The sequence below is a fragment of the Pseudomonas sp. SK3(2021) genome, from assembly GCF_016772375.1.
Classification (GTDB): domain Bacteria; phylum Pseudomonadota; class Gammaproteobacteria; order Pseudomonadales; family Pseudomonadaceae; genus Aquipseudomonas; species Aquipseudomonas chlororaphis_I.
In genome coordinates this window covers 1,621,044-1,641,775 of sequence record NZ_CP061943.1, presented here as the reverse complement: position 1 = coordinate 1,641,775, position 20,732 = coordinate 1,621,044, and the positions used below count along the sequence as shown (strand labels likewise).

General features: G+C 56.3%; 16 protein-coding genes and 2 pseudogenes. 8 read left to right on the top strand and 10 right to left on the bottom strand.

Going from position 1 to position 20,732, the window contains the following annotated elements; translation table 11 throughout:
- The first annotated feature begins 317 nt into the window (after window positions 1–317).
- The 5 genes and pseudogenes from nhaA to IF690_RS07375 all read left to right on the top strand — a co-directional run.
- On the top strand, window positions 318–1,505 hold the full coding sequence (nhaA, locus tag IF690_RS07395; protein ID WP_202699568.1) for a Na+/H+ antiporter NhaA: 1,188 nt from the start codon (window positions 318–320) through the stop codon (window positions 1,503–1,505).
- A 759-nt stretch (window positions 1,506–2,264) separates the two neighbouring features.
- The gene (locus IF690_RS07390; protein ID WP_202699567.1) at window positions 2,265–2,513 is read left to right on the top strand and encodes a hypothetical protein; all 249 of its coding nucleotides are present in this window, start codon (window positions 2,265–2,267) and stop codon (window positions 2,511–2,513) included.
- 369 nt (window positions 2,514–2,882) lie between these two features.
- Window positions 2,883–3,389, top strand: a pseudogene (locus tag IF690_RS07385) (IS66 family transposase); the annotation flags it as partial.
- A gap of 300 nt (window positions 3,390–3,689) precedes the next feature.
- Window positions 3,690–4,145 carry an aegerolysin family protein gene (locus IF690_RS07380; RefSeq protein WP_202699566.1) on the top strand — a complete coding sequence of 152 codons (456 nt, stop codon included), beginning with the start codon at window positions 3,690–3,692 and terminating at the stop codon, window positions 4,143–4,145.
- A gap of 284 nt (window positions 4,146–4,429) precedes the next feature.
- Window positions 4,430–4,573 (top strand): annotated as a pseudogene (locus IF690_RS07375) (transposase); the annotation flags it as partial.
- 233 nt (window positions 4,574–4,806) lie between these two features.
- Here IF690_RS07375 and IF690_RS07370 read toward each other — a convergent pair.
- Together IF690_RS07370 and IF690_RS07365 are read right to left on the bottom strand one after the other, a co-directional pair.
- Complete coding sequence (locus IF690_RS07370) at window positions 4,807–5,433, bottom strand: recombinase family protein (protein ID WP_202699565.1); 627 nt, start codon at window positions 5,431–5,433, stop codon at window positions 4,807–4,809.
- 158 nt (window positions 5,434–5,591) lie between these two features.
- Window positions 5,592–5,813, bottom strand: a complete 222-nt coding sequence (locus tag IF690_RS07365) for a helix-turn-helix domain-containing protein (RefSeq protein WP_252189536.1) — start codon at window positions 5,811–5,813, stop codon at window positions 5,592–5,594.
- A gap of 120 nt (window positions 5,814–5,933) precedes the next feature.
- On the opposite strand from IF690_RS07365, the gene IF690_RS07360 reads away from it, so the two are divergent.
- Both IF690_RS07360 and IF690_RS07355 read left to right on the top strand, forming a co-directional pair.
- On the top strand, window positions 5,934–6,239 hold the full coding sequence (locus tag IF690_RS07360; RefSeq protein WP_202699564.1) for a hypothetical protein: 306 nt from the start codon (window positions 5,934–5,936) through the stop codon (window positions 6,237–6,239).
- Window positions 6,240–6,444: 205 nt separating this feature from the next.
- The gene (locus IF690_RS07355) at window positions 6,445–7,986 is read left to right on the top strand and encodes an ATP-dependent nuclease (protein WP_202699563.1); all 1,542 of its coding nucleotides are present in this window, start codon (window positions 6,445–6,447) and stop codon (window positions 7,984–7,986) included.
- Between the two features lie 154 nt (window positions 7,987–8,140).
- On the opposite strand, the gene IF690_RS07350 is transcribed toward IF690_RS07355, so the two are convergent.
- The 3 genes from IF690_RS07350 to IF690_RS07340 form a co-directional block, all read right to left on the bottom strand.
- Entirely contained in the window at window positions 8,141–9,625 is a 1,485-nt protein-coding gene (locus IF690_RS07350; RefSeq protein WP_202699562.1) for a hypothetical protein, read from the bottom strand.
- A gap of 443 nt (window positions 9,626–10,068) precedes the next feature.
- Window positions 10,069–11,685, bottom strand: a complete 1,617-nt coding sequence (locus tag IF690_RS07345) for a recombinase family protein (RefSeq protein WP_202699561.1) — start codon at window positions 11,683–11,685, stop codon at window positions 10,069–10,071.
- A gap of 90 nt (window positions 11,686–11,775) precedes the next feature.
- Window positions 11,776–12,240, bottom strand: a complete 465-nt coding sequence (locus tag IF690_RS07340) for an outer membrane lipoprotein (protein WP_023969877.1) — start codon at window positions 12,238–12,240, stop codon at window positions 11,776–11,778.
- Between the two features lie 173 nt (window positions 12,241–12,413).
- Between IF690_RS07340 and IF690_RS07335 the strand changes: the two genes are divergently transcribed.
- On the top strand, window positions 12,414–12,650 hold the full coding sequence (locus IF690_RS07335; protein ID WP_202699560.1) for a hypothetical protein: 237 nt from the start codon (window positions 12,414–12,416) through the stop codon (window positions 12,648–12,650).
- A 12-nt stretch (window positions 12,651–12,662) separates the two neighbouring features.
- On the opposite strand, the gene pdxH is transcribed toward IF690_RS07335, so the two are convergent.
- From pdxH to dinG, 5 genes are all read right to left on the bottom strand, one after another.
- Window positions 12,663–13,310 (bottom strand): pyridoxamine 5'-phosphate oxidase, encoded by a 648-nt coding sequence (gene pdxH / locus IF690_RS07330; RefSeq protein WP_202699559.1) that lies wholly within the window; start codon window positions 13,308–13,310, stop codon window positions 12,663–12,665.
- A 31-nt stretch (window positions 13,311–13,341) separates the two neighbouring features.
- Complete coding sequence (locus tag IF690_RS07325) at window positions 13,342–14,514, bottom strand: OmpA family protein (RefSeq protein ID WP_202699558.1); 1,173 nt, start codon at window positions 14,512–14,514, stop codon at window positions 13,342–13,344.
- A 140-nt stretch (window positions 14,515–14,654) separates the two neighbouring features.
- Entirely contained in the window at window positions 14,655–15,800 is a 1,146-nt protein-coding gene (locus tag IF690_RS07320; protein WP_202699557.1) for a serine hydrolase domain-containing protein, read from the bottom strand.
- 218 nt (window positions 15,801–16,018) lie between these two features.
- Complete coding sequence (locus IF690_RS07315) at window positions 16,019–18,430, bottom strand: beta-galactosidase (protein ID WP_202699556.1); 2,412 nt, start codon at window positions 18,428–18,430, stop codon at window positions 16,019–16,021.
- A gap of 92 nt (window positions 18,431–18,522) precedes the next feature.
- A complete protein-coding gene (gene dinG, locus IF690_RS07310) occupies window positions 18,523–20,667 on the bottom strand; it encodes an ATP-dependent DNA helicase DinG (RefSeq protein ID WP_202699555.1) in 2,145 nt (714 codons plus the stop codon).
- Window positions 20,668–20,732 lie beyond the last annotated feature (65 nt).

Below are 20,732 nucleotides of genomic sequence, written 5' to 3'. Positions count from 1 at the left end.
TCTCGTTGGCTCGAACGCCACACAGGACGCAATAAGATGAAGTGCACCCAGCATAGGCGATCCAGGCACAAGGAAAATCAGGGCTGTAACAGGCAAAAGCTCCCGGACCGCTGGGGCCTGGGCCGGACATGTTAGAAAACATCCCCAGTCGCTCACAGGTACAGTTTTGAATCAATTGGATACACAACTGCTAGGCTGGTTTTCCAGCAGGCCGCTGCTTCGCTACATATAACAAAAAAGAATATAACTTTTGTTTTAACAACTAACAGTACGGGTTAGGGTGTGCCACCTTTTTAGTTTTCTGATGGAGAGCGACCTTGCCTCTGCGTAGCACTTTCACGCGTTTCTTTCAGTTGGAAGCTGCCAGCGGTCTGTTATTGATTGCCGCTGCCGTGCTTGCCCTGATCATCAACAACTCACCGCTGTCCTGGCTGTACAACGGCCTGCTGGACACTCCCGTGGTCGCCCAGATCGGCGCCCTGAAAATCGCCAAGCCCCTTCTGCTGTGGATCAACGACGGCCTGATGGCCATGTTCTTCCTGCTGATCGGCCTGGAGGTCAAGCGCGAGGTCCTCGACGGCCACCTGTCCAAGCCTTCGCAGATCGTCCTGCCGGGCGCCGCCGCCATCGGCGGCATGGTGGTGCCGGCGCTGATCTACTGGTTCCTCAACAAGGACAACCCTCCGGCGCTCAGCGGCTGGGCGATCCCCATGGCCACCGACATCGCCTTCGCCCTCGGCGTGCTGGCCCTGCTGGGCAAGCGGGTGCCGGTGTCGCTGAAGCTGTTCCTGATGACGCTGGCGATCATCGATGACCTGGGGGCCATCATCGTCATCGCGATTTTCTACTCCGGCGCCCTCTCGACCCTGTCGCTGATGCTCGCCGCGGCCTGCCTGGTGGCGCTGGTGGCGATGAACCGCCTGGGGGTGGTCAAGCTCGGGCCGTACATGATCATCGGCCTGATCCTCTGGGTCTGTGTGCTCAAGAGCGGGGTCCACGCGACCCTGGCCGGCGTGACCCTGGCCTTCTGCATCCCGCTGCGTACCCGCAATGCCGAGCCTTCGCCGCTGTTGAGCCTGGAGCATGCGCTGCACCCGTGGGTCGCCTACGGCATCCTGCCGCTGTTCGCCTTCGCCAATGCCGGCCTGTCGCTGCAGGGCATCACCGTGGAAAGCTTCACCCACTACGTGCCCATGGGCATCGCCATCGGCCTGCTGCTGGGCAAGACCGTCGGCGTGTTCGGCCTGACCTGGCTGGCGGTGAAGATGGGCCTGGCTGCCCTCCCCGGCGGCGCCAACTGGGGCCAGGTGCTGGGCGTGGCGATTCTCTGCGGGATCGGCTTCACCATGAGCCTGTTTGTCGGCTCCCTGGCCTTCGTGCCCGGCAGCAGCGAATACGCTGGCATGGACCGCATGGGCATCCTCACCGGCTCGCTCTTCGCCGCCCTGATCGGCTACGCCGTAACCGCCGTGGCCAGCCGCAAGAACCCACAATTGCCGGCATAACCGCCGGCATTGCCAGGGCTGAAAACACAAAACCCCGACCAGTTGGCAAGTATCTGCGTAATTATGATGAGTGATCAGAATGGATTCTGATCAGCAGAAACTTAATACCATATCGAAACCACCCCCTCGAAAGCTGAATCGACGCTCACCGAATCGGCGATGCCTACCAGCCCTTCTGCACGCCTTCGGACTCATAAATTATTCCCTAGCGAACGAACCCGAACGAACAAGAGCGAAACCAAAATTGAACAATCGGAAACCTTTAAAGGCCCTTTGAGGGCCTCAAGAGGCCCTCGAGAGCCTTACATGCGAACAAAAGGGATACCGAGGGGGTCGGCTCCAGCGTCGCCTCAAAAGGCTCACAGAGCCTCGCGAAAAATAAATATCATCAAAAACGACAGACGGTATACCCCTTGCAGGCTGCGGCCTGCAGGACTTATAGGCACTTACCCACAGAGCTTATCCACAGGTTATAAACAACTGTATACTTGCACACTTAAAAAGAGGCCATTATCTTAGGCACCACAAACGCAAAAACTCCCAATAAAGGGAGTTCAGCTGAAGAATGCATGCAGATAGCCACGCTACGTTTGGCGACAGAAACGTGACTACCTGCACCCTCTGACGCATGCATTTGTAAATGCACATATCTAGAGAAGGACGCTATTTAGCCCACTGCTGACAAAATCGTCAACAGGGAACTGATTGGTGGTCATTTTAGGTACGTGCGTCTAAATCGCAAATATCGAGATCATTCCAATGGCTAAAAATACAAAGAAGTCCTCCGCAGAAGTCACCAAACTGGCTTCCGACACCCTTCGCGATCCAAACGCATCCGCAATAGCCAAAAGCCTTGCTGCCTCCACGCTGGCCCAAGCCAACACTGGAAAGCAAACGAGCTCAGAAATGGAAGCGAAAGCAGCACGCGTACTTCAGAGCGAAAAGTACAGCGACGATACTAAAAGCCTTGCTGGTTCGGTTGTATCCCAATCCAACAAAGATCGCTGAGGATCTGTCGCAATGTACAATTTTTATGTCAATACGGCAGCACAAACAAACGGTGATCATGAAGTGCATCAGGACGGATGCAGGTTTATGCCCACACTCCTAAATCGCAGACACCTTGGGGTATTTTCTAGCTGCTATGGGGCCGTTCAAGAAGCTAGAAAAATCTATTCACGTGCCAATGGATGCTACTTCTGTGCTTTAAGCTGCCACACTAGCTAAGCATCACTGGAAATTAGAGAGGGAGCTGGAAGCTCCCTCTTTTCTTGGCAGTTCGCCACCCGACAGCATCTGCATAATTTGGATAACTTAACGCTGGCTGGTCAGGCCATTCATAATTTTTCAGATTTTTCCTACTGACTGCTCTCCGGTATCCACGGTAACGTCACCCCAGTACAGACGCTGACGCCTGGCGCGAAGAAAACTCATCGCGCTTACGTCTGGGCCTACGCCACCAGCCAGTTCTCCGATCTGGCGGCAGTCGTTTACGACTTCAGCTCGAGCCGCGCTGGCGAACATGCCCGAGCCTTCCTTGGCCACTGGAATGGCAAGCTGGTCTGCGACGACTTCACTGGCTACAAGGCAGGATTTGAACTGGGCGTTACGGAGATCGGCTGCATGGCCCATGCACGCCGAAAGTTCTTCGACTTGCACGCGACCAACAAGAGCCAGATCGCCGAAAAGGCGCTGCACTACATCGCGGCCTTGTACGAAGTTGAGCGAGGGGTTCGCGAGCTGGAATCGGGTGATCGGCAGCGAATACGGCAGGAAAAAGCAGCACCAATCGCCGGCGCCCTTCATACCTGGATGATCGCCCAAAGACAGCTTGTGCCTGAGGGATCGGCCATCGCCAAAGCTTTAGATTACAGCCTCAAACGCTGCAAGTCCATTGTCGGTGGATGTGTTGGTGCCTTCAATTGTACAGCACAGGGCTATGCGTAATCGCAGTTCATAAGTCTGGTGATGTGACAAGACTCACCTTTATAATCTCAATTCTGATTTGACAATAATCAATCTATATACCACCCTATCTTTGTCAACTGACGACACATGTACACCAGTCGAACGACTGGATAAAACCGTACAATGCAGATACTTTATCGGCAGCTGTTGAAAGTGACACTTTTGTGAAGTCTGGTCACAACTCTATCAACTCATTGGAAATTTCAGGGATACGAAATGGCATATGCACAATGGGGTACCTTTGTAATTCACGCCTTAAACTACACCGTAACGATCAAAAATGTCGCCCATTCATGGGGTAAGTTCTACGACTCGAAACAGGTCGGTGTCGCAGGCGGAAACAAGGATAACGAATACGATCCGAGCGAGATCGAAGGAAAGGTAATCGAAACAGGCCAGGCATTCGCCATCAACGCCTGTGGACGATCAGATGCTGCCTCTGGAACAGAAGGTTCCTTCGATCTCTACGATGGTAAAACCTACGTCGGGACCTACACTTGGGAATGCCCGTGGGGCAGCAAAACAAACTCATCGACGTGGACTGCTGCGGCAGGCTCCCAGCCGCCGAACAACAGTTACATTACCCAACAAAGCGGAGCGAATCTGGATAGTGGCGCACTTGGCACCGTGACAATTCAGACAGCAAAAATTGCCGCATTTAAACAGCAATAAATCCTGTTTAATCAAATTGCAGGCTTGAGGTAACCGTGCCGCCATCGATGTGTTCGGTGGCGGTACTGAATGATCGAAAAGCGCTTACGTTGCGCGGTTGATCTTCTGGTTATCTATCATGGGCAAGGAATGGTTTCGACCTTATGGGAGCCGGTCTTTCAAAGGGCTTATCCTGCTTACTGTAAAAAGTCCCTATACGGCAATATTCATTGCCCCCTCTCTTGTCTCATCAATCCCAAACCGTCAGCTCCGAGCAACCAGCGCTCGACAAAATGACAAGTCGGCATAGTTGTTGCTATACCGTGTGCACAAGCTGCTCGTGGCGAATGCTGCCTCGCGAGTTTCAGCATTAAAACAACGTCTCTAAGAAATTCCGACAGTGGAATGCTCAGGGCAAATTCGAGCACATGCATGACCGGCTTCGGGCCCTTGATTTTATCTATACCCTCCTATCCCTTATCGTAAGGGGGAAACGATGTCCTGTCTTTCATGGGGCTCGTTCAGCGACCTATCCCACCCACCTAGCCTGACTTGGATGACCCGTTTGAAAGCTGTCCATTTCTCAAAATAAGTTGAGGTGCCCATCTCCAGGTCACAGATGTGACGAAGCCCCGCGTTGGTGGGGCTCTTGGAGTGTCTTGCAAAACCGGGGAGTCGTCGGTTATGCAGCCTTCGTTTCTTTCTTGATTCTGTAGACCGTGGCGACACCACAATCTGCCAATTTAGCGATCATTTCAGCAGACATAGTTGGATGTTCCCGCATCAGTGTTTGTACTTTGGCCCACTTGGCAGCGTTCCGCCCTTTACCCGATGGCTTCCATTCTGGATCGGCAGCTTTCTTGTTCTCCAGGCCCTGCTTGATGCGTTCCACGCGCTTCTCTTGATCCAGACGTGCCATTGTCGCCATCAGGTCGATCAGCATGTTGTTGATCACGTCCATGATTTGACCGGTGATTCCCTGAGCCTCTACCAGCATGTGACTGGTAGGTAGATCAGCTACAACCAGACGTAATCCCTTTGCCTTGATAGTGGCCTTGAGCGTGTCCCAGTCGGCTTGTGACAGACGGCTCAGGCGGTCTACGGACTCAACCAATAGCACGTCTCCACTCTTGGCAGTATCGAGCAAGGTTCGCAACTCAGGGCGGTTCAGTTTGGTGCCACTGCTATTCTCGGCATACACGCCAACGATGCTCAATCCTTTCTCGACGGCGAACGATTCCAATGCAGCTTTTGCACGATTGGCGTCTTGGTCTTTGGTAGATGCTCGTAGGTAGAGGTGGGCATTCATGGTTAACTATCCTTTGACATTAAATTCAATAGATCAATGATAGATGAATCATATATCTATCCACAATAGGTATTTGATAGTTATTGCTGAGCAGCTCTTGAACTACCAGATAGGTCTACTTCTTTGATAGCTGGATCGGGTGTGGAAGGAGCGAAGGGTTAAAGGCCTTCGAGCAGTTGTGACAGCGATACGCCCAACCCATCGGCAAGAACTTTGGCAGCATCTAGGCTGGGGTTGGCTGTGCCTGTCTCAATACGAGACATATATGTTCGGACGAAGCCACACTTGTCAGCGAACGCTTCCTGACTGAAGCCTTGGCTGCTGCGAAGCTCTCGGATTCTTTGGCCGAAACTTTTTCTGAGATTCTGATTTGGTTGCATCCCTGAATGATGGGCAGATGTGCCCTAATCGTGAACACACTGACTGATGACACACTAATTGATACAATGATGCCATTACCACCAATGTGCGATCAGCTTGCGCTTCACGAGGGATGAACCATGAACGACCAGCTCTATGTCCTGACCAGTCGGAAACGAACCACCAACCACGTCCTGCACCTCCTACTCTGCATCCCGACGCTTGGTGTTTGGCTGATCGTCTGGTTTATCGCAGCGGCGAGCAATAACAGCCACAACAAGAAGATCGATAGACAGATTGATCGGATCGTCCAGTACAAGGCTGATGGGTTAAGTGACACCGAAACCTTCAAGCAGACGAAGGTAGACAAGGCTGACGATGATGCCTTCCAGCTGAAGGTGATATTCGCAGTCGTTGTTGTGGGGCTGTACTTCTATTTTCGGTAGTTGTTGCACGCAGAGCCATCAAGCCCACTGTTCACAGGGAGTTGAGGTGGGGGGGGGGGCAAGTTCACCTTGTGCTCATCACGCGACTTGTATTGCTAAAGCTGATATCCGTGTCTGAAATACAGTCGGAGCAGTATCTAGATACCCAGTTTAAAAGATGGTAGGGTGAAAAAAACATAAAAAATTTAGGCTAGGGTAGGCGTCAATGAAATATCGAGAAAGTCAGTTAGACAAGAGTCTGAGGCAGTGGTTTTCTAACGATAATACTAAAGGCTTATTGCGTCATATTCGCATTGTGTCTGGAACGATGCGAGGATTGACGCCGTTCCATGTCAGCTTAGAGTACCCTATTACTGCATTCGCAGGTATCAATGGATCTGGGAAGTCTACCATTCTTGCTTTAGCTTGTTGTGCATACCATAACACCCCAAAAGCATTTAAACTGCCTAAGAGAAAAATTAGTTACTATACTTTTTCTGACTTTTTTATTCAGCATACTGAAGAAGTACCTCCGCAAGGTGTTGAAATTTCCTATGGAATAGCACATGACAATTGGAGGAGTCTTCCTCCGGGGATTGGTTACCAAAGCAGGAAAAAGAAGCATGGTGGCAAGTGGAATGATTACGATATAAGAGTTAAAAAAACAGTGGTTTTTTTGGGGATTGAAAGAATTGTTCCTCATTCAGAGCGGAGTCAGTCACGCTCGTACTCTCGCTCTTTTAAGGATGTAAAGGTTAAAGGCTGGGAGGGTAAAGTAAAAGATGCAGTTGGTTATGTTCTTAGTAAAAAATACGATGACTATCGGCATTTGGAGCACACAAAGTACAGTCTCCCAATTGTAAAGTCAGGAGGGGTTACCTATTCGGGCTTTAATATGGGAGCAGGTGAAAATGCATTGTTTGAGATATTCTCAATTATTTACTCCTGCGGGCAGAACTCACTCTTGGTTCTTGATGAAATTGAGCTGGGGCTTCATGCGAAAGCTCAGCGACTATTTATGGAGAAGCTGAAAGAGGTTTGCATGCAAACCCATACTCAAGTTATATGCACCACGCATTCAAAAGAAATATTTCAATGTCTTCCAGATGATGCAAGGTTTTTTATTGAAACAAGTGGAGGAAAAACAAAGGTTACTGCTGGAATTTCGTCAGATTTTGCATTCTCTAAACTTGGAGCATTAAATCAGAAAGAGCTAGATATTTTTGTAGAGGATCAGGTTGCTAAGGTGCTTATCGAAAGTTCATTAAGTGCAGCTATACGCTCACGGGTGACAATAAGAGTTATTGGGTCGGCAACTGCAATATCTAAACAGCTTGCAGCGTTATACACGAGAGGAGAAGATAGACAGACTTTGGCTATTTTTGATGGGGATCAGAAGGCTTTAGAGTCTGATAATCTAAATCTTGCCAAAAAAATGTCTGAACGGTCTGGAGACGCTTTTAATAAATGGTTTAAAGAAAAGGTGTTTTATCTACCGGGAGGGACTTGGCCGGAAGCTTGGATAGTTCAAAAAAGTAAAGAAGCACCTGAAGCAGTTGCTATTGCACTTGGAGTGGACTTAGATCAATGTCCAGAGGTTCTTGAATATGCACTTCAAGCGGGAAAACATAATGAGTTTTTTGAGATTTCACAGCATGTTGGTCTTGATAAGGATAGGTGCTTAAGCTTGCTTTGTGGAGTGGTTTGTCAGAGTTTTCCCAAGGAGTTTGATAAGCTGCGACAGGCGGTTCTTTCAAAGCTTGATTGAGGTTCATAATGGTTAAAGGTTTAGGGGGCGTTTTAATTAGATCGTTAGTAGTTTGATGCACATCTTTCCTAATAAGTCTCTTAGGATCAATGTGCAAGTCTTCGGTGTGCAATGGTTGAATGTTACAGAGTTGCGATATGCAACAAACCTAGCGTTAAGCAGCCTGCTCTAAACACCAATCTTTTCTCCAGTTCGAAACAGTGTTCCGGTGAAGGCCTGTGATGCTTACAATTTCGGTGTTCTTCTTGTCTTGTGCAAACAGCTCGAACACTTGCCGCTTCCGTGGATCTTCAGTTGTTCTGCGATCCTCAAACACTGGGATGGTTTCAGACAAGCTCCAATCAATCGTAGCGTGCGGCATGTAACTAGATACAAGGTATTCAGCCACTCGCCCATCTTGTACGAGCAGTTGTATCGGTTTCGTGTTACCCCTGTCTCGTATCGCTGTCCGAGTTGCCGCCTGCAAGCTAGGCTCCAGAAATCTGGTAACCATGAATCCTTGGCGAAATACACGATCATACTTTACAGCCAAAAACTCTAGTGCTCGTTCGTCCGATGGTGATGGGTTCCCACCAAACAGGAGGATCGCATCAGTTTCACCTTGATACTCGTTCAGGCCTCGACTGTCGATTGAGCAGCGGTGTACAGCCCCTTTGGGTAGCCACCTGAAGCTTGCCCACTTGTTACAGAACAGCAGCGGAGTTCCAGTAGCCCGCTGGAGGGCAGCTTTGAGAATTACATCAATCACTAGAAGCTCGCCCTGCTTCTGCTTACCAATAGTGTCTCTCTCACAAGCCGTCACCGTTACCGCCGCCTTGCTGTAAATACGTCCCTTTGGCATGAAGGGGTAAATTGTGATTGGCGAAGTGTAGCCTTCAAACTCGGGCGTGAAGTCCGACCTTTCATAAATGAACCCGTGCACCTGGGCGAGGTCATCAAACAGGCTGCCCTCAACAGTGGCAGCAAGAACGTGTGCTTCTTCCGCCGCCGCAAATGTGCTCCAGCATGTTGACTCAACTACTGCTCGGACATACCTATTCCCATTAGACATCTCCGTATCGATGAACACTGGATGCTCATCCTTCAGGCATTCATAAATGCGGGCTCCTTCGCTGCTCAACATCGACGTGCGTTCAGCTCCTGCTGAAACTGCCTTGAAGGTTGCTAATGCTGTTTCAATCGCGTCAGCATAACCTTCTCGAATGTGGAGGCGTCCATCTTGCTCCTCGACGTTAACGAGTAACTGGGCCAGCTCCGAAGGCTCGAATGGGTATGCTGGAAAGTCAGCTACGACAGGTAGCTCATCGACAATAAGCACCCAGCCCGAGAGCAAGTCAGGTTTCGCCGAGAAAATGCTCTGATGAGTCGTGATCACCAGTACGTTTGGCTTCTCACGCAAGGTCTGATTTAGCTCGGAGCTAACATGATCGAAAGTGCTAGAGTTGATAACTTGGTGGGGCGTACCCATAGACAAGCGATTGATGAAGCTATCGGTCAGGGTGAGAGTAGGGAGTGCTAGAACAACGGAGCGTCCCGCAGAAAGCAAAGACGGAATTTGGCTAATGAGTGCTTGTGTTTTCCCCGCTCCTGGAGCGGATACAGCGGTATGAATTACTTTATTTAAGGCGATACTGGTCATCTTCATGTCTCCTTTTCAGTTCATGTCATAGGCGTTACCTCAGGTATTGCCGGTTAGGGTTAGTAAATCGCAGACGAAACAATACCGATCATCTGGCACTACATGAGTGCGGGACGTATTCGGTATGTTTGGTTGAGGTACGGATTCTACTATCGAATACATCCTGCGTCAAGAATTAGTTGTTGTGCGTGACAACAGAATGATGTAGGCGTATTGCACTTACGAAGCTTTGGCCGTCTTTAAATCCAGTTTGTACAAAACCAGCTTTCCGTGGGAGGGAAAGGCACCTGCTTAGTTTCTATTGGTTCAGACAATCATTTAACCCCGTAAACATTGGGTGTAACGGTAGTGGGTGTCTAGGTAGTGGCAAATATGATGCACGTTTTACCGAGGTTAATTGCCGGTATTCGAAGGTTTTTCTTGCCTTTCGAACGTCACACAAACTAACGGGGCATCAGGATAAACTTATCGGCGCCCTCATCGTATTGGTAGACGATTGGTGAAACCTTGCCATCAGTAACGAGCTGTTCGAACTCTGCTTCGTCTTTCCGATCCTGCTCAATCATCGCCTCCACGCGCTTGGAGTCGGGCATATCTAGGTGATGCTCGGTGTGGTGGTTTTCAATCAACCTGTACGTCTCTGTAGCACGATGCGAGCCCCTGTATTCGTACACCTGACGCTCTCCCTCGGTTTGAAGGTGCGGCTCATCCACAGTGATCGTAGTACCGTCACAGACGATGACGTATCCCACACTTTGAAGCAGCGCGTTCAACCTCATTTGGTCGTCGTCCAGCAGTGTATGTTGAAGGTCGATCATGTCACCCAAGGTCACCGGAGCCGGTGCAACTTTGAGCAACGCTCGCTCCTGTTCCAACTTCTGTATTGATGTCGTCACCTGCTCCAGCTTGGAACGGATTGGCACCAGCATCCCGAACTCTGCAAGTGAGTCAGCAAGGTTGGAAGACTGACGTTGCAACTCCGCCAACTCTCCTTCGATTTCAATCAGGCGCTTCTCGCCTGACGTGAGGTTTTGGCTAGCGGCTGCACGCTGCATAGCTCCGTACATAGTCCGACTGCGAACAAAGTCTAGGACGTGCATCGGAATAGAACGCCCGTTGGCACAACCGTCAGCACCCTTTCGATGGCGTCGATAGCAGAGCATCACCGCAGGAGAACGCTTTGTGTCCACAACACAGTAATTGGTGCCACAGCGCCCGCACCGGACCAAGCCAGACAACAGATACTTCGAAGGAGCAGACCTTGGCCTGTATCCTTCTGTTAGACGCTTTTGGACCCTGTACCAGAGTTCTTTGCTGACTACCGGGGGGTAAACGTCTTCGATGTCATTCCACCGCCCTATAGCTGTTGGATTTCGCAACCAACGCTTCAAAGTGGTAGGGTTTGTGGCTTCAACTAACGGATGCTTGCTGCGAATGCGGGAAAGAATCCGACGCTCGCCAAGACCGTCTGCGTAGTCCTCAAACACTTGAACAATGATGGAAGCAAGACCTTCGACCAGCTCACCATCAGAAGTGAGCCAGATGGGAGTGTGGCGTTTGACTCCATTACCAGCAGCAGCCTTCTCCCTTTTCCTAGTATAGGCATCCTTGATTCTTCGACTCAATGCGTCACTGTACTGGTGTGCCTGCTGTACCTTGGCAACAAGAAGAAAGAGGTTGTTCGAATTATTAGGATCGTTGCTGTACGTGACTCCATCGTCCAGCGTGATCAATTTCACACCTGCATTAACAATCCCAGTGAGCAGGTGGAGCATTACTGATGGCTCAAGCCTCCCTGCCCTGTCGATGGCTTCAATCAGCACAACGTCTGTAGACTTGATGACACCGTTCTCGACAGCAGCTAAAAGCTTGCCGAAGCCATTCTCAAGGTGCTTACCGGAGTAACCGCTGATCCCCAAATCTTGGAAGCTCGCGCCGCTCAGAACGTATTCAGGGTGAGCCAGCAGCCACTTGGCAACATACTCTTGTTGTCGCGTCAGGCTATCGCCACGAGCTTGCTCCGCACTGCTAAAGCGGATGTACGAGAATGCTACAGGCAAAGTAAACCCCGGCTAGACAACGAAAGACCGGATCATAACATCGCGGACTTCTGCTGCCTGGCCGGGGTTTTGTTTTGTCGCGGTTAACGCTTAGTGGGCGACACGGCTGGTGCCGTTGACGCTCATGATGCGCACGCGCTCGCCAACACGGAACACTTCGTTTTCCTGAACCTGTTGCACATAGGCACGCATGCTGCCGTCGTCTTCACGCACGGTGATTTCCACGCCCTGGGTACGGGTCAGGCCTTCCTCGGTGGCGGAACCGATCAGGCCGCCCGCCACCGCACCGATGACCGCCGCCACGATGCTGCCTTTGCCGCCGCCGATGGCGCTGCCGCCAACGCCGCCGACCGCTGCACCGGCGAGGCCGCCGATCGGGGTCTTGGTGCCTTCGATTTTCACCGGACGCAGGGACTCGATGGTGCCCATGCGAACGGTCTGTACGCGACGCGCCTCGTCACGGGAGTAAGAGTCACCGGACAGGTTGGATTGGCAACCGGTGAGCAACATGGCCATCGTGGAAAAGGAAGCAACCAGCAAAACAGACTTACGCATAGGATCAACTCCAAAGGACAGGTAATCATTAAACTCCGCAGCTTGACGCCTGTCACGGCATCGCCCGGATAAAATGGGTTCTATTCAGCAGCAGTACAGACTGCATGTATATAAAAACTCTTCACACGGTAGCGCTTATTTCCCGAGTTGCGCCACCGACCAAAGGATTTTCCATGGATTACTTCATCATCGTCGTGACCACCGTTGCCGGCCTGTACTTCCATTGGTGGCTGTATGTACGGATCAAGCGCTGGATGGACCGGGACCTGGCGCTGTCACTGGCCGGCGGGGACGAGAAGAAGAAATCCTTCATGCTGCAACAGCTGGCGAATGCCCATCGCCAGAAAATAAAACGCCGGGACCTGCCACAGTGGCTTGAAGCCGCCGCGGCCGGTTATCCCGGCGAATGAACTGATTCGGGTTCAGGGGGCCAGGCGCTCGCGCACCCAGTCGGCACCTTGCAGGCGGTAGTTCAGGCGATCGTGCAAACGGCTGGCGCGCCCTTGCCAGAACTCGATGCGCTCCGGTAACAGGCGATAGCCCCCCCAGTGCTCGGGGCAATGGGGCTGGGTATCGCTGAAGCGCTCCTCGGTGTTCTTGAGCAAGGCTTCCAGTTCCTGGCGATCGGCGATCACCTGGCTCTGCGGCGATGCCCAGGCGCCCAGGCGGCTGCCCAGCGGGCGGACCTGGAAGTAGGCATCGGACTCCTCGGCGGTGACCTTGACCACCCGCCCCTCGATACGCACCTGGCGCTCCAGGGCCGGCCAGAAGAAGGTCATGGCGGCAAAAGGCCGTGCGGCCAGTTGCTGCCCCTTGGCGCTGTCGTAGTTGGTGAAAAAGGTGAACCCCTGCGCATCCAGCCCCTTGAGCAGCAGGATGCGGCAATGGGGGCGCCCCTCTTCGTCAACGGTCGCCAGGGTCATGGCATTGGCCTCGACCGGCGGCTGCTCGGTTTCAACCGCCTGTGCAAACCACTGGTGAAACAGCGTGAAGGGCTCGACCGGAGCCTGGGCTTCGGTCAGTCCGTCACGGGTGTAGTCGCGGCGCATGTCCGCCAGTCCCTGGGTCATTATTGGTTCCTTTTGCCCGATGCCTGATGAATCAGTTCTTCGCCTGTTCGATCGCTGCCTTGGCCGGAGCCTTGGCAGTGGTGGTTTTCTTGGCGACGGCTTTCTTCGCCACAGGCTTCTTGGCTGGGGCTTTTTTCGCCGGAGCGGCTTTCTTCGCGGCGACGGCTTTCTTCGAGGACGCAGCAGGAACGACCGACTTCACGTCCTGTACGGCAACCAGTTCAGCCTCGGATGGAGTCGGCTGATTGTACTTGCTCAGCAGGGCCAGCATGGTGCTGCGCTGGGTGACGATGATTTCCACGCGACGGTTCAGCGCACGACCTTCGGCGCTGTCGTTGGCGGCGCGCGGCATGACCGAACCCATGCCGCGCAGCATCAGGCGATCGCGCTTGAGGCCGGTGAGGCTGAAAATCGCGGCAACGGACTGCGCACGGTCACGGCTCAGCTTCTGGTTGGCCGCCGCGGCACCGGTGGTGTCGGCATGGCCCAGTACCAGCACGGAAGTCTTGGCGTCGGTGCCCACGGCCTTGGCCACGCGGGTGAACGGGCTCAGGGTGACCGGCAGCAACATGGCCGGGCGGTCCGGGTTGAACGAGCCGTCGACCGGAGCGATCACCACCAAGTAGTTCTCACGACGCTCCAGCTGCAGGCGGCTGTCCTTGACGGCTTCACGCAGGCGCGGCTCGTAGTCGTCCAGCCAGGCCTGGGTGACTTTTGGATCCGGCATCGGGATGTCTTTAACATCTGCCTTGGTCGGAGACGTAGGTTGCTGATTGAAAGGCCACCACCAGTTGCCAGTCTCGGTCTTGGCGACCTTCGGCGCCGCGGTCGCGGCATCCGTCTTGACCTTGGCGTCGGCTACCGGCTCCGTGACGGCGTCTTTGCTCGCGTCCTTGGAAGGGAACGGCCACCACCAGTTGCTGGTCTCGGCCTTGGCGGCCGGAGCAGCGGCGGAAGCGGCTGCGGTTTCGACCTTGGCCGCGGCAGGAGCGGTCGCGGACTTGGCGGTGGAGGTGGCGGCGGACTTGGCCGCGGAAACTTCGTTGGCAGCTGCTTTTGCTGCCGGTTGCACCGCTTCCTTGCTGGCGGCCTTATCGGAACCGAAAGACCACCAGTGCCCTCCTTCTGCGTCATTTTGTGGAGTTTGTGCACAACCGGTGACAGTGAGGCAAAGAGCCAAGGCTAAAGACTTGTTCGACGACATGGGATATCCACAAAATGAGATCAAAAATTACGGTCTCTACGAACCGTACAAACAGACGCTTTGAAAGTATAAAAGCCACAGGGTTCCTTTCTGATGCCTTTACTCATGTTTAGGCAAAAAAAATCCTGACAGCAATCTTTTTACAGACAATCCGACAGAACCCTCGCCAGCTTCTGCGCTCTTGGATCCATCAGCACGTACGGCCCCAGGGTATTGGTGACAAAACCGAAGGCCACATCGTACTCAGGATCGGCAAAACCGATGGAGCCACCCGCTCCCGGATGACCAAACGCCCGAGGGCCGAGACCGAAGGTCGCGTTGGCCACCTGCGGCTGGTCGAGCATGCACCCCAGGCCGAAACGGGTCTGGGTCAACAGGGTCTTGTCCATGCCGACGCTGTGTTCGCGGGTCAGTTCTTCGAGCATGTCCGCTTCCAGCAGGCTGCCATCGAGCAGGCCGCTGTAGAACCCGGCCAGGCTGCGGGCATTGCCATGGCCATTGGCCGCTGGCTGTTGCATGCGCCGCCATTGCGGCTTGTTGGTACTGGTCATGATCGACGGCGGGTTGGTGAACGCCCGGGTGGTCATGGCCGTGGGTTCGCGCAGGGTCACTTGCAGCAGGCGCTGCGCGGCCGCGTCGCCGACATTGCCCTTGCCCCGGGCGATATGCGCTACGCGGTAAAACTCCTCGTCGGGCAGGCCAACGTAGAAGTCCAGCCCCAGCGGCCTGGCGACCCGCGCCACGATGGACTCGCCGGGACCGCGCCCGTCAGCCCGACGCAACAGCTCGCCCACCAGCCAGCCGTAGGTGATGGCCGCATAACCATGGCCTTCGCCCGGCGTCCACCAAGGCGCTTGCGCCGCGAGGGCATCGACCATGGTTTGCCAGTCGTAGAGCGCTTCCGGCGCCAGCAGCTCACGCAACGCCGGTAGCCCGGCCTGATGGCAGAGCAACTGACGCAGGGTGATCGCTTCCTTGCCGGCCGCGGCGAACTCAGGCCAGTACCGGGCAACCGGCGCGTCCAGCTGCAACTTGCCTTCGGCCACCAGTTGCAGGGCGGTGACCGCGGTGAAGGTCTTGGTGCAGGAAAACAGGTTGGCGATGGTATCGCAGTGCCAGGCCTCGCTGCCGTCCTTGTCGGCGGTGCCGGCCCAGAGGTCGATCACGGTTTCCCCGCCGATCTGAATGCACAACGCCGCGCCACGCTCCTGGGGATCCTCGAAGAGGGCCGCGAAGGCTTCGCGCACCGCTTCGAACTTAAGCTCGTAATGACCCTGAATCTGCACCCGTAACTCCCCCGGACCATGCTCTACAAAGTGGTGCGCATTGTTCCAGCCCTTGAGGGTTTTGGGAACAGAAACGAGCCCGGCGATGATCCACCGGAAGATTTGTTCAGAAATCGACGGACGTTGAACACTGCGCGGGCCGCCAGCCCCTGCGAATGAGTGTAGAGGCGGAACGGTCCGCGCGGGGGAAGCCGCACCCTAAAGGCCTGGCTCAGCGATCAATGGCCATTCCCCGCATGTCCACCCGCATGACCGCCGCCCTGCCCTGCGCCCTTGCCATCATGGCCCGGCTTGCCGCCGTCGGCGGCATGACCCGCGGCCTTGGCCTTCCCGGCTTCCTTGCCCAACTGGTCGAGGGCCTGCAGGTTGCTCTTGCGCACGCTGTCGACAAAACCCTGGAACGGCACATCGGTGATGCCCACCAGGCCGAAATGACCGTTCTCGCCGTCCAGCAGGCGTCCGGTGACCGGCTGATCGAGGTACTGGAACCAGTGCACGCCGACAATCGACGGCTCGCTCAACGCCTGCTTGAGGAACTGGGCATAGGCCGGACCGCGATCCTCCTCCCGCACCAGCTCGGTCACGCCCCCCCAGAACGGGCCGCGATCCCTGGAGCCGAAGTTGAACTCGGTGATCAGTACTGGCTTGTCCAGCGTGTTCAGCCAGGCAAAGTCGTAACCGTCCTGCGGCTTGAGGGTGTACATGTTGAAGCTCAGCACATCGCAGTACTGGGCGCAGGACGCCACGGCCTCGGGGGTGCTGATGGCGAAGCGTCCGCCCAGCAGCAGGTGGTTCGGCGCGTGCCATTTCAGTGAATCGGAAATGGTCTTGAAGTACGTGTCGGCAAAGACCTTCTGGAAGTATTTGAAGTCGGCTTCGATCTCTGGATGTTCCGCGCTAGGCAAAGGCGGCTCGAACCCCGGGTCCTCCATCAGCTCCCAGGCGGTCAGGTTGATGCCCCAGGCCTTCGACAGGCCCTCCTGGTTGCGGTACTTGTCGCGCAATTGCTTGAGGAACGCACGCTTGGCCGGGACGTCGGTGGTCATGCGCAACGTGCCGTAGGCCAGGGCATAACGCGCCTTGGGGTCATTACCCGGGCCGGCCCAGGCCAGTTCGTTGTCGGCGAAGTAGCCGATCAGCCATGGATCGTCGCGGTGATCGCGGGTGGCGATGGCCACGGCGCGCTCAGTGGCCATGGCGAAACGCGGATCGAACGGATCGGGCATGCCGCCCCACCAGTCGGTACCGGTGCTGATGCTCGCGTAGTCGCCGACGATCGACAGCGGCAAGGTGTAGGGCACACGGTCGTTCAGGCCCAGCGCCGGCGCGCTCCAGTTGCCGATGGTGTTGAAGCCCCAGGCTTGCAGGCGATCCAGGGTGTGGCTGGCCCAGCGTTTCTGGTCCAGGGCCGCGACCGGGCAAGCTGGCTCGGCTGACGACTCGCCCCCCTGTCCGGCCTGGGCCTCCTGTGCGTCGGCCTTGGCGGCATCCGCCACACCGGCCTTGGTTTCGCTGCCCGGGGTGCAAGGCACACCGTAGGTGCGTTGCAGGTTGGCGCCATAGAAGTCGTACCAGCGACCGGCGTTATAGGCGCGGCCCTGGTCGGCGCCATTGCCGCCGCGGTTGTCGCCTTCACCGTAATAACCGGCCAGCGGTTCGCCGGCGTTAGGCAGTGTGGCGAACATCCACTCACGGCCGGCGATGTAGGTCTGACTGTTGTCCGCCGCGACCGCATTGACCCCCAGGGAATAGAACGGATGCCCCTGGGGCGTTACCAGATACCAGCGGCCATCGCGCTTCTCGGTACGGAAGAAGCCACTGGCCTTGAAGGCCGGCCCGTTGTTCCAGCCACCGAAGGTGTCCAGGGGGGAACGTTCGCGTTCGGCCAGCCAGGTTTTCAGTTGCTGCTGTTCCTTGGCCGCGGCAGCCTTGAGCTGCTCGTCGCTGGCGATCTTTTCCGGCCATTTGGCCCGGGTCGACTGGCCATAGGCATCCACCAGACCGCCGTAGGCCGCCTTGACCACGGCCTCGCCGTCCTGCACGCCAAAACGTTCGAGCAGGATGCTCTGGGCGGCTTTCGGCCGGTCCATGGACAAGGTCACCGACACCACCTGGCTGCGGTCCAGCTCGCCTTCGCTGCTGGCCAGCAGCACGCGCTGGCCTTCGAAGGTCATCGGCATTGGCGGGCCGGCCTTCATGCCCTGGCTCAGCGGCGAGCTGGCAACCAGCGGCACCAGCAGGGTCTGCGCCGGGCCGGCCGGCAGGTCGATACGGCTGACCAGGGTCTTGCCGTCATTGCTCTGGATCTTCACGTACAGGGTCAGGGCCCAGTCCATCGCGCTCTGGATCCGCAGGCTCATGACCGCGGACTGCGACCAGTCCCAGGCGCCCGTCTGCGGGGTCAGGCGCAGGCTTGGTTGAGTCGCCGGATTGAACGTCACTCGGCGTAACACTTCGCCCTCGGCTGTTTGCTCCGCGTTGGATTGCGGCAGGCTGGCATCCTGTGTCGCCACCTGCACCACATCGGCAGGCCGGACAAAGTTGAACAGCGTCTGTTGCCCCGCGGGCGCGGCGAACAGCGGCGTGGCGAACAGCAGAGCAAAGACAGCGAGTAACGAACGGCGAATCATAGGGACCTGGTGCTCCTTAACGACCGATGAACGGCCTGTGTGCAATCAGTGGCATGCCATAGACAACGCGACCGGCCACAGGCCGGCCGCGCTCAGGAAATTTCCCGGCGGAACGGCGGCAACGCATTGAGAATAGCCTTGCCGTAACGCTGGGTGACCAGGCGCCGGTCCAGCAGGGTGATGGTGCCGCGGTCCTGTTCGGTACGCAGCAGGCGACCGCAGGCCTGGACCAGCTTGAGCGAGGCGTCCGGCACCGAGATTTCCATGAACGGGTTGCCGCCCCTGGCTTCGATCCACTCGGCCAGCGCAGCCTCCACCGGATCGTCCGGCACCGAGAACGGGATCTTGGCAATCACCACGTGCTCGCAATAGGCTCCGGGCAGGTCCACCCCCTCGGCGAAGCTGGCCAGGCCGAACAGCACGCTGGAGTCGCCGCCATCGACCCGCGCCTTGTGCTTGTTCAGGGTTTCCTGCTTCGACAGGTTGCCTTGAATGAACACCTGCTTGCGCCAGTCGCGGTCGAGGCCGTCGAACACGTCCTGCATCTGCTTGCGCGAGGAGAACAGCACCAGGGTGCCCCGCGAGCCTTCCACCAGTTCCGGCAGGTCGCGGATGATCGCCGCGGTGTGGGCCGGCGCATCCCGTGGGTCGGCGCGCAGGTCGGGGACGCGCAGCACCCCGGCATCGGCGTGATGGAAGGGGCTGGGCACCACCGCCGTCACGGCCTTTTTCGGCAGCCCGGCACGCATGCGGAAGCGATCGAAAGTGCCCAGGGCGGTCAGGGTGGCGGAGGTCACGAGCGCGCCATACGCCACGTTCCACAGGTTCCGACGAAGCATCTCCGCGGCGAGGATCGGGCTGGCATTGACCTCGATGTCGAACAGCGAGCCACTTTCCGCCAGGGTCAGCCAGCGCGCCATCGGCGGGTTGTCTTCCGGGTCTTCGGTGGTGAAGGCGGTCCACAGTTCCCAGTTGCCCGAGGCCCGGGACAACAGGCTGCCGAACAGCGGGTACCATTCCTCGGCCTGGTTGCTGGCGATGCCGATGTTGACCTCGCCGTCCATGCCTTCCTTGAGCAGGTCGGTCAGGCGGGTGAACAGGTCGGTCAGGCGCGAGAAGCCTTTCTTCAGCTCGATGCCCATTTCCCGCATAGGGTCGGGGATCAGCCCGCCGACAAAACGATGGCGCGGCCGCTCGCGGCCTTCCATGTCTTCGCCGGTCTTGAAGTCGGCCAGTTGCTCGCAGGCAGTGAACATGAACTGCTGCTGGGTCTTGATCTCCCGCGCCAGCTCCGGCACCTGTTCGATCAGCTTGCCCAGGTCGCCCGGCAGCGGGTGCTGGGCCAGCAGCTTGGTGAGGTTCTTGGCGGTCTGCTCCAGCCAGTCGGCGGTGGAACGCAGGCGAGTGTAATGGGCGAAGTGGCCGATGGCCTTGTCCGGCAGGTGGTGGCCTTCGTCGAACACATAGAGGGTGTCGCGCGGGTCCGGCAACACGGCGCCACCGCCCAGGGCCAGGTCGGCCAGGACCATGTCGTGGTTGGTGACGATCACGTCGACCTTGCCCATGCCTTCGCGGGCCTTGTAGAAGGCGCACTGGCCGAAGTTCGGGCAATGGCGGTTGGTGCACTGGCTGTGATCGGTGGTCAGGCGCGCCCAGTCAGCGTCCTCCAGGGCGGTGGGCCAGCTGTCGCGGTCGCCGTCCCACTTATTGCCGGCAAGCTTCTCGATCATGCTGGTGAACAGCTTCTGGCTGGCCTCGTCGACCTCGATCTTGAAGCCTTCTTCTTCGAACAGCTGGGCGGTAGCGGTTTGCGCGTGGCCTTCCTGCAGCAGCATGTCGAGCTTGGACAGGCACATGTAGCGGCCACGGCCCTTGGCCAGGGAGAAGGTGAAGTTCAACCCGCTGTTGCGCATCAGGTCGGGCAGGTCCTTGTAGACGATCTGCTCCTGCAGGGCGACGGTGGCGGTGGCGATCACCAGGCGCTTGCCGGCGGCCTTGGCAGTCGGGATCGCCGCCAGGCTGTAGGCCACGGTCTTGCCGGTACCGGTGCCGGCTTCCACGGCCACCACGGCCGGGTCGCCGGAACGCCGGCCTTCGTCGTCGGTATCGACATCGCCCAGGACCTTGGCCACTTCGGCGATCATCAGGCGCTGGCCGTAACGCGGTTTCAGGCTCTTGGCTTCGAGAAAACGCGAGTAGGCGCCCTGGATCGTGGTTTTGAGTTCGTTGCTGATCATGGTTCTTCGGGCGCGAGAAACGCTGGATAAATTTTCAGTGGTTCGGATCGGCCGCTATCATACCC